Origin of the sequence: Pseudoalteromonas sp. J010 (assembly GCF_003934235.1) — a bacterium.
Lineage (GTDB): Bacteria > Pseudomonadota > Gammaproteobacteria > Enterobacterales > Alteromonadaceae > Pseudoalteromonas > Pseudoalteromonas peptidolytica.
Genome location: NZ_RDBW01000001.1, coordinates 75,149 through 89,437, shown reverse-complemented (window position 1 = coordinate 89,437; position 14,289 = coordinate 75,149). Strand labels below are relative to the sequence as shown.

Here is a 14,289-nt window from a genome sequence, read left to right as displayed (position 1 = left end):
CCACATTCGCGAACCGAGAAGCTTAGGTATGACTCAATTAAGTCGCAGCAGTGAACTGTTACGGTTTAAATGAATGTAGTCTATTTTGCGCCTTTAACACACCGTCTTTTGCGAGTATTTCCATACATCTGACTGCTTCATCAACAGCGGCCTCAATTTTTTCTTGATCCGCTTGTGGGGCTTTGCCTAAGACCCAACCAGTTACCTTGTCTCTGTGTCCTGGATGGCCAATTCCAACACGTAGTCGCATAAACTCTTTGTTGTTTGCCATTTTTGCTATGATGTCTTTTAGACCATTATGACCACCATGGCCGCCACCTTTTTTAAGTTTGGCAATACCGGGTTCAATATCCATTTCATCATGAGCAACGAGAATACTCTCAACGGGGATTTTATAAAAATTGGCAAGACTCGAGACTGCTTTACCACTCAAATTCATATAAGTAGTAGGGATCAGTAATTTAAACTCTTGATTGTTGATGAGCACTTTGCCAGTAAGGCCATGGTGCTTAGAGTCTGGTTTAAGGAGGCAGTTGTATCGTCTGGCTAGTTCTTCAATAAACCATGCGCCAGCATTATGACGGGTGTTTGCGTATTCGGGGCCTGGATTTGCCAGGCCCACAAGCATTTGAATATTATTCAAGGTGCTAACACCTGAATAATTACTCAGCTGCGTCTTCAGCAGACTCTTCAGCAGGAGCTGCTTTAGGAGCGTTTACTGAAACTACTGCTTGGTCGTGATCTGCACCTTTAGCCAGCTCAACTGACACAACACCTGCTGGAAGTGTGATATCAGATAGGTGTAGAGTTTCACCAGCAGCTACATTCGCTACGTCAACTTCAATGAACTCAGGAAGTCTTGCTGGTAGGCAAGTGATTTCGATTTCAGTTAGTTGGTGAACGATAGTGTTACCGCCTTTCGCTGCTTTTTCTTCATTGATGAAGTGAACAGGGATCTTAGTGTGTAGCTTCTGTGAAGCATCAACGCGTTGGAAGTCTAAGTGAGTGATCTTAGGCTTGTACGGGTGACGTTGGATATCTTTAAGAATTGCTTCAACAGACTCACCGCCGATGTTTAGCGTAAGGATGTGAGTGTAGAAACCTTCGTCTTCTTGCGCTTTTAATACTTTGTTGTGGTCAAGAGTTAGTGAAACTGCATCTTTACCAGCACCGTATAGGATTGCAGGAACTTTGTCAGCGCGACGTAGGCGGCGGCTCGCACCAGTACCTAGGTCAGAACGTACTTCAGCGTCTAATTTGTATACAGACATGGATGTCTCCAAAATAATTTAAGTTAATATGTCAGAGAGCTCGCGACCAAGCTCCCTGCCTAAAAAAGGCGCGCCAATATACCACTAACGCACCTGCAATGAAACCTATAAAACAAAAAAAGCACCAGAGGTGCTTTTTGGCTAATCAGTTTTATTGCTGATTAGTGTTGAAACATCGCAGAGATAGACTCTTCGTTGCTGATACGACGAATAGTTTCAGCCATCATATCTGCAAGTGTTAGTACTTTGATGTTATCGAGTGCTTTTAATTCATCTGAAAGAGGTATTGAGTCAGTTACGATAACTTCATCAATCACTGAGTTACGTAAATTCTCAGCAGCATTACCTGAAAGCACTGGGTGAGTCGCATAAGCAAATACGCGTTTTGCACCATGTTCCTTAAGCGCAGCAGCAGCTTTACACAGTGTACCACCAGTATCAATCATATCATCGACGATAATACAGTCACGACCAGCTACATCACCGATAATGTGCATCACTTGAGAAACGTTAGCTTGCGGACGGCGCTTATCTATAATAGCAAGGTCTTTGTCGTCTAACAGTTTTGCAATCGCACGAGCACGAACAACGCCGCCAATATCAGGTGAAACCACGACTACATCTTCAAACTTACGCTCTTTCATGTCTTCGATAAGCACAGGGCTTCCGAATACATTGTCTACAGGTACGTCGAAGAAACCTTGGATTTGTTCTGCGTGTAGGTCAACAGTAAGGACACGGTCAACACCAACACTTGATAGGAAATCTGCTACCACTTTTGCAGTAATTGGAACACGAGCAGAGCGCACTCGGCGGTCTTGGCGTGCATAACCGAAATAAGGAATAACGGCTGTGATACGACCAGCAGATGCACGACGTAGCGCATCAACCATGACGATTAACTCCATTAAATTATCATTTGTAGGAGCACATGTTGATTGGATGATGAATACATCTGAACCACGAACGTTTTCGTTGATTTGAACGCTAATTTCACCGTCGCTAAAACGGCCAACAACGGCATCACCTAACTCTATAAACAAACGTTTTGCAACTTTTTGAGCTAGCTCAGGTGTTGCGTTACCAGCGAAGAGCTTCATGTCGGGCACGGTAGGGTTCCTCAGGCACTGAATTTTTTTGGACTAACATGCAATGACCATGAAATAAAAAAGTCAAAACAAGCTAACTTAAACAATTTACTTCTAGTTTTGCCAAGCGCGTAATTGTCGATGACAAATTGACTCACTTGTATTTTGGGCAATAAAGCCCTGCCAAGATGATGGTAGAGTTTCGAGCACACGCAGCGCTGCCTCACGATTTTCAAACTCCGCGAAACAACAAGCTCCAGTACCAGTCATTTTGGTTGGTGCATATTTTAGCAACCACGTGAGGGTCTTTTCAACCTCGGGGTAAAGCTTTTTGACAAGAGTTTGACAGTCATTGCCTGTATCCGAGAGTTTCCAACCGTTTTTAAGCTTAGGAGTAGCACGAGGCAAATCTGGATGCGTGAAGATTAATGCTGTGCTGACATGAACCGGCGGGGCAACCACTAAATACCATTTTTGTGGAATATCCATTGGCTCAAGCTGCTCCCCAATACCATGTGCAACGGCTGTTTTACCTTCGACAAATACAGGTACATCCGCACCTAAACCTAAGCCTATTTTTGCAAGTTCTGAAATAGTAAGTTGACATTGCCAAAGTGTATTTAGTGCCAGCAATGTGGTTGCTGCATCCGAAGAGCCCCCTCCAACCCCTCCACCCATAGGTAGTTTTTTATTTAGGTGGATTTCGACTCCTGCTGTAACTTTTTTGTACGGCTCGAGTGTTTTAGCGGCTTTATAAATGAGGTTTTGCTCAAGTGGGATATCCGCAGTATCGCCAGTAATAATGATATTTTGATTGGTGTCGGTGAGTGTAAAGGCTAACTCATCGCCAAAATCTAAAAAAGTAAATAAAGTTTCTAGCTCATGGTAGCCGTCTTCTCGACGACCGTTGATATGCAGAAAAAGATTTAATTTTGCCGGAGCGCTTAGTGTCAGAGTCTTCATTTGAACTGCCATGAAGTGATTAATACTTTGACCTCAATGTTGGTCGATGAGAGTTTCATACGGCTCGGTAACCACATGCCATCTTGCATTTTATATTGTTGATAGGTGATTTGCCACACTCGGCCTGATGGGCTTTGCCATTGTGTGTTTTTTATTCTACCAAGATCATCAAGTTTGTTGGCTGGTGCTTGAACTTGTCCAGTTAACCACTGTGGAGCTTGGTTTACAGGTAGCGACAGTCCACTTAAGCGTTTGACTAAGTCACTACTGTCCATACCTTTGTGGACATTGTCTTCAAAGGTCAGTTCAGAGTGTGTGTCTAGCTCAGCAAGTTCAAATATACGGGTGCCGACAAAGCTAGTTAAGATCAGATTTTGTTTGTTTTCCTTTAAATACCAATTAAAGTTGGCTGATTGACGATTGTCTGGAGCAATGAATGCAAGTTTACCTCGAGCTTGCCAATTTTTTTGTTGTTTTAGCTTAGAACGCCAGTCTTGTGCCGCATTTTGCAGAGGTAATTGTTGCGCACAGCCTGTTAAAATTAATAAAAATATGAGTAAAATCAAATGAAGTTGTCTCAAAGGCCTTTCCTTACTTTCCATATTCGATTGATTTTTGGTAAAATTACCGACTTTAAAGCAGGGCTCGAGCAATACTGGCATCTATGACCATCATCGCACTTGGTATCAATCACAAAACCGCGTCTGTAGAATTACGTGAAAAAGTGGCGTTTTCTCCAGAACAGCTTACAGAAGCATTGCACCAACTCCAACATTCTTCGCAGTTTAAAGAATCTGTGATTGTGTCGACCTGCAATCGAACCGAAATCTATTGTAGCCTTGAGTCTGCTGATCCCCAAGCATTACTCAATTGGCTATCTGAGTTTCATAACATAGAGCAACGAGCCTTAACGGAAAATGTCTATGTGCATATGAACCAAGATGCCGTAAACCATTTAATGCGTGTGGCTTGTGGGCTGGACTCTTTGGTGCTCGGTGAACCGCAGATCCTTGGGCAAATCAAACAGGCGTTTAGTACAGCAAAGCAACATCAAGCTATTCATCCGACCTTTGAGAGACTATTTCAAAAAACATTTTCAGTGGCAAAGCAGGTGCGTACAGAGACAGACATTGGTGCCAGTGCTGTTTCAGTCGCCTATGCCGCGGTAAATTTAGCTAAGCACATTTATGGCCAGTTAGACAGAACACAGGTATTACTGATAGGGGCTGGTGAAACCATTGAACTGGTAGCAAAACATCTCTCGCAGCATAACCCTAAATCTATTACTGTTGCGAATAGAACCATTGAGCGTGCGCAAAACCTAGCAACAGAAATAGGCGGGAGTGTGATTTCGTTGGCACAGCTTCCTGAGGCGTTACCTGATGCCGATATTGTCATTAGTTCCACGGCCAGTACTTTGCCGATTATAGGGAAGGGTATGGTTGAGCAGGCGCTTAAAAAGCGTCGACACAAGCCAATGTTATTTATCGATATTGCAGTACCTCGCGATATTGAAAGTCAGGTATCAGAGCTAGATGCTGCTTACCTTTACTCTGTTGATGACCTTCAGGCCATTGTGAATGAAAATTTGGCAAGCCGTGAGCAGGCTGCTATTGAAGCGCAGCAAATTATTGATGTTCGTACCCAAGAGTTTTCTGAGTGGCAGCGCTCGCTGCACTCCGTAGATGTCATTCGGCAATATCGCCAAAGTGCACAAGAAATAAAAAATGAGCTCGTAGAARAAGCGTTAAATCAGCTACAATCGGGCAAAGACGCAGAAAAAATTATTATCGAATTAGCAAATAAGCTGAGTAATCGACTAACCCATGCACCCACACGCGCCATTCAAGAGGCCGCGAAAGAAGGTAATATCGACAAGTTAGCGCAACTTAAGCAAACATTAGGAATTGAGCAGGAATAACAGTTAATGAAAGAGTCTGTATATCGTAAGTTAGAAACCTTAGTAGAGCGCTATGAAGAAGTGCAAGCCATGCTAAGCTCACCTGAGGTAATTAGCGATCAGAACCGCTTTCGCGCCTTATCTAAAGAGTTCTCAGAATTAGAAGATGTAGTTAAAGCGTTTACAGCCTACCAACAGGCTCAGGAAGACGTAGCAACTGCAGAAGAAATGCTAAAAGACTCAGATCCAGATATGCGAGAAATGGCGCAGGAAGAGTACAAAGAAGCCAAGGCAGCTATTGCAGCACTTGAAGATGACCTCCAGGTACTAATGTTACCTAAAGATCCAAAAGACAATAATAACGTGTTTTTAGAAGTGCGTGCGGGCACTGGAGGTGATGAAGCTGCCATTTTTGCAGGTGATTTATTCCGTATGTATAGCCGCTACGCGGAAACACAAAAATGGCGCGTAGAAATCATCAGTGCTAACGAAGGTGAGCATGGTGGTTATAAGGAAGTGATCGCAAATATTAGTGGTGACGGCGTTTATGGTAAACTTAAGTTTGAGTCTGGTGCGCACCGAGTGCAGCGAGTACCTGAAACAGAGTCGCAAGGTCGCGTACATACTTCTGCGTGTACAGTGGCGGTGATGGCAGAAATTCCAGAAGCCGAAGCCATAGAAATTAATCCATCAGATTTAAAAATTGATACTTTCCGTGCTTCAGGTGCCGGTGGTCAGCACGTCAACAAAACGGATTCTGCCATCCGTATTACGCACTTACCAACAGGTGTAGTGGTGGAGTGTCAGGATGAGCGTTCACAACATAAGAACAAAGCTAAAGCCTTGTCAGTACTGAGCGCTCGTTTACAACAAGCTGAAGACGAAAAGCGAGCCGCAGCAGAAGCGTCTGAGCGCCGTAACTTAGTAGGTAGCGGTGACCGCTCTGAGCGTATTCGTACCTATAACTATCCTCAAGGGCGTATTACTGACCACCGCATAAATTTAACACTTTATCGCCTAAACGAAGTAATGTCGGGAGAGCTTGGTGCGGTTATTGATCCGCTTGTGATTGAATATCAGGCCGACCTACTTGCAGCAATGAGTGATGGCGATTGATGTCAGTGCTCACTATTGCCCAGGCTATTGCTTGGGCAACCAAACAACTGCATGACTACTCCGAATCAGCAAAGCTAGACAGTGAAGTGCTGTTACTTCACGTCATTGAAAAAAACCGCACTTACCTCTTTACATGGCCTGAAGCGGAGCTCTCAAAGCCGCAACAATCATTGTTCGAAACTTACATCAAACGTCGCATCACCGGTGAACCAGTTGCACACATTACCGGCCAAAGAGAGTTCTGGAGCTTACCGCTTAAGGTTAACAACAGCACACTTATTCCAAGACCTGATACAGAAACATTAGTAGAGCATGTACTCACACTGACCATGCCAAATGATGCAAAAGTGCTAGACTTAGGCACAGGCACTGGAGCAATTGCGTTAGCTTTAGCGAGTGAATACCCCTCATGGGAAGTCACCGCGGTTGATGCTTCAGCGGCAGCAGTCGCGTTAGCTAAGGAAAATCAAACTCAGTTAGGCTTTGATAACGTGACCATTTTACAAAGTGACTGGTTCGACGCTTTGGCTGAGCAGCAGTTTGATCTTATCGTCAGTAATCCACCGTATATAGATGAGGAAGATCACCACTTATCTCAAGGCGACGTTAGGTTTGAGCCGCGCAGTGCGTTAGTCGCTGAGATGCATGGCTATGCTGATATTTTTCATATTATTACCTGCGCCAAAAGGCATTTAAACGCTGGCGGTTATCTACTACTCGAACATGGCTTTGAGCAAGCGAGTAAGATCCGTCAGTTTTTTGCAGAAATGGCGTATATTAATATACTTACCATAAAAGATATGGCAGGGTGTGATAGAGTGACGTTGGCAATGCTGCCTTAAAAGCCACGAATCCACACCAGAATTAGGCGCTTCAATAGGATCCGCAATATGGATGATTTTTTGTTTTCAGATGAACCCGCTGATGTAGTAGAACCCGAAAAGGTTGGTACTTGGAAGGTCATTATTGTTGATGATGAACCTGAGGTGCATGCGGTGACTAAGTTGGCGCTCAGTGACTTTGAGTTTCAGAATAAACGGCTCGAGTTTATTAGTGCCTATTCCGGCGAGGAAGCAAAAAAGGTTGTGGATAGTCACCCTGATGCAGCGGTTGTACTGCTTGATGTGGTGATGGAAAGCGATGATGCCGGCTTACAAGTTGCTAAGTACATTCGTGAAGTGGCCAAGAACAACCACATCCGTATCATTCTAAGAACGGGGCAGCCTGGCCAAGCGCCGGAGCGCCAAGTGATTGTCAACTATGATATTAATGACTACAAGTCAAAAACTGAACTGACAGCGCAAAAGCTTTTTACCGTCGTGATGTCGAGTTTGCGTTCGTATCGAGATATTCTGGCTATTGACCAATCTAGACAGGGGCTGGAAAAAATTATTAAAGCATCTCGAGATATTTTCGCGACACATTCAATCGAGAGCTTTATAGAAGGAGTGCTCCAGCAGTTGACGTCGCTCCTTGGCACTGTTGATCAGGCAATGTATGCAACTTCCCTTGCAGCAGGTAAAGAAGCTGGACAAAGCAATGACCAGTTAGTGGTGTTTGCAGGGCGCGGTGAGTTTGAAAGCAGCGAGGGTAAACCTATCGCTGAAGTGCTAAGCAGTGACCAAATGGATGCTTGCCTAAAAGCGCTTCAAGAAAAAGATATTGTTTATAAAGATAATTATCTATTTGCGTATTGTTCTAGCGATTATAATCACGCTTCGATGCTGTTTGTGTCTGGGATCCCTGAGTTTTTAACTGAAACGCAAAGACACCTGATTGATATTTTTGCGCAGAATATGCAGTTAGCATACGAAAACGTGCAGCTTCAAGCTGAAATAGAAGATACCCAGCAAGAATTAGTGATCCGCTTGAGCGAAGCGTTGGAGTTACACTCAACAAACACAGGAAATCATGTGAAAAGGGTGGCTTATCTGTGTCATGCCTTAGCTAAGGAAATAGGTTTGTCCGACAAAGAGGCAGAGCTTGTCAAAATGGCATCACCTCTACACGATGTCGGCAAGGTGGGGATCCCCGATGCCATTTTAAACAAACCGAGTAAGCTTACAGATGAAGAATGGAAGGTAATGCAGACCCACACAGAAAAAGGGTTTGAATTACTCAAAGACTCACGCCGAGAAATTGTCAGTGCTGGCGCGTTGATAGCTAGAGATCACCATGAAAAATGGGATGGTAGTGGCTACCCTAAAGGGAAAAAAGGTGATGAGATCCACCTTTACGGCAGGATTGTAGCGTTGGCAGATGTATATGACGCACTACGTCACAAGCGCTGTTATAAAGAAGCATGGAGCAAAGAAGACGCACTGCGCGAAATTACCGCACAAAGAGGTAAACACTTTGATCCTACACTCGTAGATGTATTCAATCGCTGTATAAATGAGTTAGAATCAATCTTACAACGATTCCCTGACTAGAGATTTTTATGGATTATATGGCGTTAAAACACACGCATTTATTGTTTGTGGTATTGAGTATTGTGCTGTTTTACACCCGTGCATTTTCACGCTTGGGTTCTGGCAAGTTAGCAGCAAATAAAGGCGTGTTCATTACCAGTCACAGTGTTGATACTTTATTGCTGATCACTGCTGTTGTTCTAGCTGTGACTGCAGGGTTGAGCCCGGGGCAGCAGCCTTGGTTGTTACAAAAAATTATATTAGTGTTTGGTTACATAGCACTTGGTTTTGTGATTGCAAAAGCAGGCGCTAAGAAAATAAAAATAATAGCCCTTGGTACAGCAACGCTTGTATTGCTGGCAATCGCACACTTGGCTGTTAGCAAGCAAAGCTTGCTTTTTTAACCGACATCATAGCGCTTCTATAGCACCTCTGTAATTAACCGAGATTCGGTTTAATTAGTTCGCGACTAGGATTACTTTTTTACGCCTTTTGGCAATATGACAAAAAGTGGTAAACTAGTCGCTCTTAATAAAAGCATTCAAGAGAAACTGAATTCTATGAAGAATGATATCTGGTTAGATGAGAATGACTTATCTCTCGATGACAATTCAGATGCATTTTCCTACCCACCCTTGATCCGTTGTATCAAGGCTGAGCAAAGTTGGGATGCACAAGCTGACACCAATGAAACGTTATGTCAGTTAGCTGAACTTGAATTTGCCGTGGATGAGATCCGCCAAAAACAAAAAAACCAGCATAAGTGTTTAGATGGCGTTTTAGATGCTTTTTATACTCAATGGTTATTTAGTGGCAGTAGTCAAGACGTTCCTGAGTACAAACTCAACAGCGTATGTTATGCACTTTCAATGCGCAGCGGAACAAATACTGCACTAGGACTTATTTTAGTTCACCTACTTGAGCGCGCAAAACTCAATGCGAGCTTGGCCTTAAGTCAAGGTGAAATTATTGTTCATGTTGCACTGAGTGAAGAAGAAGGATATGTCGTTGAACCAAGCTCTGGTCATCAAACTTGGTATATTATGCCGGAGAATGAAAGTAAAAAAGACCAAGAGCAAGATCAAGAACCAATGGAGCTGATTTTCAACGAAGAATCCGTAAAGCTATACCTATCTCAGCAAAAATGGGCCTTTATTGCAGTAGAAAAGTTTGGTCATGCGTTGAGTTGTGTTGAACAACTAATGGATATATTAGGCGATGATCCTTATGAACGCCGTGATAGAGGTTATTTGTTGAATCAATTAAATTGCCCAAAAATGGCAAAGGATGATTTGCAATTTTTTATTGATGAATGTCCTGACGATCCGACTATTGAAGTGATCCAACACCAAATAAAAGAGTTGGCCGATCATAACAATATTCTGCATTAAAAATAGTGTCATAAAAATAATAACAGCGAGGAGTTATGGAGCAAAGTACTGCGCTTGTTACAAATAATGCGGTCATTATGGGACTGTTGGCCGTAATCCTAGGCTTCGTTTTTTACACCTCTAGCCAAAAGAGTGGCTTTTGGGCGAAGTTTTACAAGTATATTCCCGCGCTATTAATGTGTTATTTTTTACCGTCATTGCTCAACACATTTGGTATCGTTGATGGTAATAACAATGATGTATATACCGTTGCAAAGTATTATTTGCTCCCTGCTTGTTTAGTATTGCTCACTTTAAGCATTGATCTTAAGTCTATCGCTGGGTTAGGCAAAAAGGCAATTATCATGTTCTTGACGGGAACGGTGGGTGTGGTGATTGGTGGTCCAATTGCGCTTTTACTTACTGCTACCTTGATGCCAGAACTACTCGGTGTAACTGGTCCAGAAGCCGTATGGCGCGGTATGGCTGCGCTTGCAGGAAGCTGGATTGGCGGTGGTGCCAATATGGTGGCTATGAAAGAGATTTATGGTGCAGGCGGAGAAATCTTCACCATCATGGTAACGGTTGATATTGTTGTCGCAAACCTGTGGATGGCGTGCTTGCTCTATATGGCGGCGCGAAATAAAGAAATTGACGCTAAAACGGGTGCAGATACCTCCTCAATCAACCGACTGATTGACAAAGTCCAGGCGTTTGAGGCTGAGCATGCAAGACGTCCAGAGTTAAAAGACTTTATGATCCTTGTTGGATTTGCCTTTGGTGCTACGGGGTTAGCGCACTTTGCTGCTGATTTACTTGTGCCATTTTTCAGCGCTAACTATCCAGAACTAAAGAAATTTTCACTTCACAGCAAGCTTTTTTGGATCATTGTATTAGTGACAACGATTGGGTTGGCGTTATCGTTCACCAAAGCTCGCCAGTATGAAGCGGTTGGCGCGTCAAAAATAGGCTCAAGCTTTTTGTACATACTCGTTGCAACGATAGGCTTACACATGGATATTACCAAGATTGTGGAAGCGCCCAAGTATGTTGTTATTGGTGTTATTTGGATGGCGGTGCACGTCGGGCTATTATTTATTGTAGCTAAAATTATTAAAGCTCCAGTGTTTTATATTGCTGTTGGCAGTAAAGCAAACATTGGTGGTGCAGCATCAGCCCCGGTAGTTGCTTCGGCATTTCATCCCGCGCTTGCGCCGGTTGGGGTGTTATTAGCGGTACTTGGCTATGCGCTTGGTACATATATGGCTTGGTTATGCGGACAATTGCTTCGTGTGATTGGTAGCTAAAGGATAAAAAATGAATACAGATATTATTAACGTCGCGGGACGTGAGGTTGCTAACGATAAGCCGTTTGTACTGTTCGGTGGTATGAATGTGCTTGAGTCACGTGACTTGGCRATGCAAATCGCAGAGCATTATGTTGAAGTGACGAGTAAGCTTGGGATCCCATACGTATTTAAAGCGTCATTTGATAAAGCCAATCGCTCGTCAATCAATTCTTACCGTGGCCCTGGCATGGAAGAAGGCTTAAAGATTTTTGAAGAAGTCAAAAAGACTTTTAATGTACCAGTGATCACTGATGTACATGAGCCATTTCAAGCAAAACCGGTAGCAGAAGTTGCGGATGTTATTCAATTACCTGCCTTCTTAGCCCGTCAAACTGACTTGGTTGTCGCGATGGCAGAAACTGGCGCGGTGATAAATGTGAAGAAGCCTCAGTTTTTAGCGCCACACGAAATGCGCCACATTATTAAAAAAATTAATGAAGCTGGTAACGACAAGGTGATCTTGTGCGAGCGTGGAAGTAGCTTTGGCTACAATAACCTCATTGTTGATATGCTGGGAATGGATGACATGAAGCGTATGGCACCAGTGATTTTTGATGCGACACATGCGCTACAACGCCCTGGTGGCCGTAGCGATTCTGCTGATGGCCGTCGTGCTCAAGCAGCAGAACTTGCTCGAAGTGGTATGGCGCTGGGATTAGCTGGACTTTTTATTGAGGCGCACCCAAATCCAAATGAAGCAAAATGTGACGGCCCTTGTGCGCTGCCGCTTGCTAAGCTTGAAGGCTATTTACAGCAAATGAAGGCAGTAGATGAGCTTGTTAAAAGTTTTGCGCCACTGGACACCAGTGCTGCTGATTTATAATCTATAGCCAAGCAATCTTGTGTGACTTGATTGCTTGGGTATATTAATTGCCCGCGTATTGCGGGTTTTTTATAGGCATGAATAAATGTCACGACGAGTTCCACCATTAAACGCATTAAAGGCCTTTGAAGCGGCGGCACGGCATCTGAGCTTTACCAAAGCAGCAGAGGAGCTGTATGTCACGCAGGCAGCGGTTAGTCATCAAATTAAAATCTTAGAAGAACATCTTGGGCTAAAGTTGTTTTTACGCAAAAACCGCTCGCTGCTGTTAACCGAGGAAGGGCAGGGCTATTACCTCGATATAAAAGATATTTTTTCACAGTTAATTGATGCCACTGAAAAATTGCTGGCGCGAGGTGCAAAAGGCTCGCTGACGGTGAGCCTGACGCCGAGCTTTGCGATTCAATGGTTGGTGCCAAGGCTCAGTAATTTTAATGAATTGCACCCAGAAATCGATGTACGGATAAAAGCTCAGGACCATGATGACAATTCATTAACCGACGATGTAGATGTAGCGATTTACTATGGCCGTGGTAACTGGAATGGTGTGCAAACCCATAAATTACATACTGAATATTTCGTGCCGTTATGTAGCCCATTTTTATTAACGGGTCCAAAGCCGTTAAATCAGCCAAGCGACCTCGCGCAACATACTTTATTGCATGACACTACTCGGCGAGCTTGGAAGGCATGGATGAAAACCGCGGGAGTCAGAAACGTTGCGGTCAATACCGGGCCTATTTTCAGTCACTCTTCTATGGTATTACAGGCGGCAATTCACGGCCAAGGTGTGGCGCTGGGCAATAGCGTACTGGCAAGGCCGGATATTGATGCGGGTCGACTGGTTATTCCATTTAGTCATCACCTTGAAAGTAAAAACGCCTATTACTTAGTATTTAGAGAGTCGCAATCGGAACTGGGTAAAATTGTCTCATTCAAAGAATGGATGCTCGGTATGGTAGAACACGAACAAGAGTTAAATAGTTTATGAGCACAGTAAATATTGAATGGCACTATGCAGAAAACCCAGTGGCACAATTTATTTTTGCCCACGGTGCTGGCGCTGGCAGTGACAGTGACTTTATGCAAGAAATGGCTAAGTTACTAGCTGCAGCGGGGGTTCAAGTGGGCTTGTTTGACTTTGAATATATGCAGCAAGCAAAACGCGAAGGGAAAAAACGTCCGCCTGAACGTGCTCCAAAATTACTCGCTTACTTTGAGCAAGTCTTAACGGCGGTCGAGCCTGATTTACCGCTATTTATTGGTGGTAAATCGATGGGGGGGCGCATGGCTTCGATGTTGGCTTGCGAGACATCAGTAAATCTTCAAGGTGTTTTGGCAYTTGGTTATCCGTTCCATCCGCCGGGAAAACCTGAAAAACTGAGAGTAGATCACTTTCCTGAGCTAAACTGCCCAATGCAAATTTTACAAGGTGAGCGGGATACCTTTGGCAACCGCACTGAAGTGGATGCGATGTGCTTCCCAGAGCAAATAACGGTAAAGTGGCTAAAAGATGGTGATCACTCATTAAAGCCGCGTAAAGTAAGCGGTGTTAGTGAAGCTGAAAGTCGTGCCAATGCAGCAGCAATTGCTGCTAGCTTTATCAAGGAACACTGTCATGGCTAAACTTTATCTCATCGTGGGTAGTGTATTTTGCTTGCTGTCTGTGGCGCTTGGGGCTTTTGCTGCACATGGTCTAAAAGGCCGTCTAAGCGAGTATGCGATTGGTATTTTTAATACTGCTGCACAGTACCAAATGACCCATGGCCTTGCCATTATCGCGACTGCATTTTTAATCAAATGGGGGCTAAAAGTGCAGCTCGTAGGTGGCTTTTTTATCGCTGGCGTATTGCTGTTTAGTGGCAGTCTATACTTACTGGCGTTAACTAATATGAAGTGGCTGGGCCCTATTACGCCTATTGGCGGCAGCTGTTTTTTGATAGCTTGGATCTTATTGATTATTCAAGCTACTAAATCTTCCTTTTAATTAAGTCTTAC

16 protein-coding genes are annotated in these 14,289 nt (G+C 43.8%); 11 read left to right on the top strand and 5 right to left on the bottom strand.

The window, feature by feature from the left end; genetic code table 11:
• Nucleotides 1–58: 58 nt before the first annotated feature.
• From pth to lolB, 5 genes are all read right to left on the bottom strand, one after another.
• Nucleotides 59–643, bottom strand: a complete 585-nt coding sequence (gene pth / locus EAG18_RS00385; RefSeq protein WP_125250450.1) for an aminoacyl-tRNA hydrolase — start codon at nt 641–643, stop codon at nt 59–61.
• A 19-nt stretch (nt 644–662) separates the two neighbouring features.
• Complete coding sequence (locus tag EAG18_RS00380; RefSeq protein WP_125250449.1) at nt 663–1,271, bottom strand: 50S ribosomal protein L25/general stress protein Ctc; 609 nt, start codon at nt 1,269–1,271, stop codon at nt 663–665.
• A gap of 161 nt (nt 1,272–1,432) precedes the next feature.
• Nucleotides 1,433–2,380 carry a ribose-phosphate pyrophosphokinase gene (locus EAG18_RS00375; RefSeq protein WP_010370444.1) on the bottom strand — a complete coding sequence of 316 codons (948 nt, stop codon included), beginning with the start codon at nt 2,378–2,380 and terminating at the stop codon, nt 1,433–1,435.
• 93 nt (nt 2,381–2,473) lie between these two features.
• Nucleotides 2,474–3,322: a 4-(cytidine 5'-diphospho)-2-C-methyl-D-erythritol kinase gene (ispE, locus tag EAG18_RS00370; RefSeq protein ID WP_125250448.1), complete on the bottom strand. Its 849-nt coding sequence runs from the start codon at nt 3,320–3,322 to the stop codon at nt 2,474–2,476.
• Complete coding sequence (lolB, locus tag EAG18_RS00365) at nt 3,319–3,903, bottom strand: lipoprotein insertase outer membrane protein LolB (RefSeq protein WP_185745533.1); 585 nt, start codon at nt 3,901–3,903, stop codon at nt 3,319–3,321. The genes ispE and lolB overlap by 4 nt, the downstream gene beginning before the upstream one ends.
• A gap of 83 nt (nt 3,904–3,986) precedes the next feature.
• Between lolB and hemA the strand changes: the two genes are divergently transcribed.
• The 11 genes from hemA to EAG18_RS00310 all read left to right on the top strand — a co-directional run bounded on the left by hemA (nt 3,987) and on the right by EAG18_RS00310 (nt 14,278).
• The gene (hemA, locus tag EAG18_RS00360; protein ID WP_125250446.1) at nt 3,987–5,243 is read left to right on the top strand and encodes a glutamyl-tRNA reductase; all 1,257 of its coding nucleotides are present in this window, start codon (nt 3,987–3,989) and stop codon (nt 5,241–5,243) included.
• 6 nt (nt 5,244–5,249) lie between these two features.
• Complete coding sequence (gene prfA / locus EAG18_RS00355; RefSeq protein ID WP_125250445.1) at nt 5,250–6,338, top strand: peptide chain release factor 1; 1,089 nt, start codon at nt 5,250–5,252, stop codon at nt 6,336–6,338.
• Nucleotides 6,338–7,180: a peptide chain release factor N(5)-glutamine methyltransferase gene (gene prmC / locus EAG18_RS00350; protein WP_125250444.1), complete on the top strand. Its 843-nt coding sequence runs from the start codon at nt 6,338–6,340 to the stop codon at nt 7,178–7,180. The genes prfA and prmC overlap by 1 nt, the downstream gene beginning before the upstream one ends.
• A gap of 48 nt (nt 7,181–7,228) precedes the next feature.
• Complete coding sequence (locus EAG18_RS00345) at nt 7,229–8,770, top strand: response regulator (protein WP_125250443.1); 1,542 nt, start codon at nt 7,229–7,231, stop codon at nt 8,768–8,770.
• A gap of 8 nt (nt 8,771–8,778) precedes the next feature.
• Complete coding sequence (locus tag EAG18_RS00340; RefSeq protein WP_125250442.1) at nt 8,779–9,153, top strand: SirB2 family protein; 375 nt, start codon at nt 8,779–8,781, stop codon at nt 9,151–9,153.
• A gap of 156 nt (nt 9,154–9,309) precedes the next feature.
• Nucleotides 9,310–10,140 carry a tetratricopeptide repeat protein gene (locus tag EAG18_RS00335; RefSeq protein WP_170178651.1) on the top strand — a complete coding sequence of 277 codons (831 nt, stop codon included), beginning with the start codon at nt 9,310–9,312 and terminating at the stop codon, nt 10,138–10,140.
• A 35-nt stretch (nt 10,141–10,175) separates the two neighbouring features.
• Nucleotides 10,176–11,426: a DUF819 family protein gene (locus EAG18_RS00330; protein WP_125250440.1), complete on the top strand. Its 1,251-nt coding sequence runs from the start codon at nt 10,176–10,178 to the stop codon at nt 11,424–11,426.
• A 10-nt stretch (nt 11,427–11,436) separates the two neighbouring features.
• Complete coding sequence (gene kdsA / locus EAG18_RS00325) at nt 11,437–12,291, top strand: 3-deoxy-8-phosphooctulonate synthase (RefSeq protein ID WP_125250439.1); 855 nt, start codon at nt 11,437–11,439, stop codon at nt 12,289–12,291.
• Nucleotides 12,292–12,376: 85 nt separating this feature from the next.
• The gene (locus tag EAG18_RS00320) at nt 12,377–13,282 is read left to right on the top strand and encodes a transcriptional regulator GcvA (RefSeq protein ID WP_010370478.1); all 906 of its coding nucleotides are present in this window, start codon (nt 12,377–12,379) and stop codon (nt 13,280–13,282) included.
• Complete coding sequence (locus EAG18_RS00315; RefSeq protein WP_125250438.1) at nt 13,279–13,917, top strand: alpha/beta family hydrolase; 639 nt, start codon at nt 13,279–13,281, stop codon at nt 13,915–13,917. Before EAG18_RS00320 ends, EAG18_RS00315 begins: the two co-directional genes overlap by 4 nt.
• Nucleotides 13,910–14,278, top strand: a complete 369-nt coding sequence (locus EAG18_RS00310; protein WP_125250437.1) for a DUF423 domain-containing protein — start codon at nt 13,910–13,912, stop codon at nt 14,276–14,278. Before EAG18_RS00315 ends, EAG18_RS00310 begins: the two co-directional genes overlap by 8 nt.
• The last annotated feature ends 11 nt before the right edge of the window (nt 14,279–14,289 follow it).

Coding starts and splice junctions, on each gene's coding strand:
- EAG18_RS00380 (WP_125250449.1), bottom strand. CDS start 1,271: ATGTCTGTATACAAATTAGACGCTGAAGTACGTTCTGACCTAGGTACT.
- EAG18_RS00330 (WP_125250440.1), top strand. CDS start 10,176: ATGGAGCAAAGTACTGCGCTTGTTACAAATAATGCGGTCATTATGGGA.
- EAG18_RS00335 (WP_170178651.1), top strand. CDS start 9,310: ATGAAGAATGATATCTGGTTAGATGAGAATGACTTATCTCTCGATGAC.
- EAG18_RS00340 (WP_125250442.1), top strand. CDS start 8,779: ATGGATTATATGGCGTTAAAACACACGCATTTATTGTTTGTGGTATTG.
- EAG18_RS00320 (WP_010370478.1), top strand. CDS start 12,377: ATGTCACGACGAGTTCCACCATTAAACGCATTAAAGGCCTTTGAAGCG.
- prfA (WP_125250445.1), top strand. CDS start 5,250: ATGAAAGAGTCTGTATATCGTAAGTTAGAAACCTTAGTAGAGCGCTAT.
- EAG18_RS00310 (WP_125250437.1), top strand. CDS start 13,910: ATGGCTAAACTTTATCTCATCGTGGGTAGTGTATTTTGCTTGCTGTCT.
- prmC (WP_125250444.1), top strand. CDS start 6,338: ATGTCAGTGCTCACTATTGCCCAGGCTATTGCTTGGGCAACCAAACAA.
- ispE (WP_125250448.1), bottom strand. CDS start 3,322: ATGAAGACTCTGACACTAAGCGCTCCGGCAAAATTAAATCTTTTTCTG.
- EAG18_RS00345 (WP_125250443.1), top strand. CDS start 7,229: ATGGATGATTTTTTGTTTTCAGATGAACCCGCTGATGTAGTAGAACCC.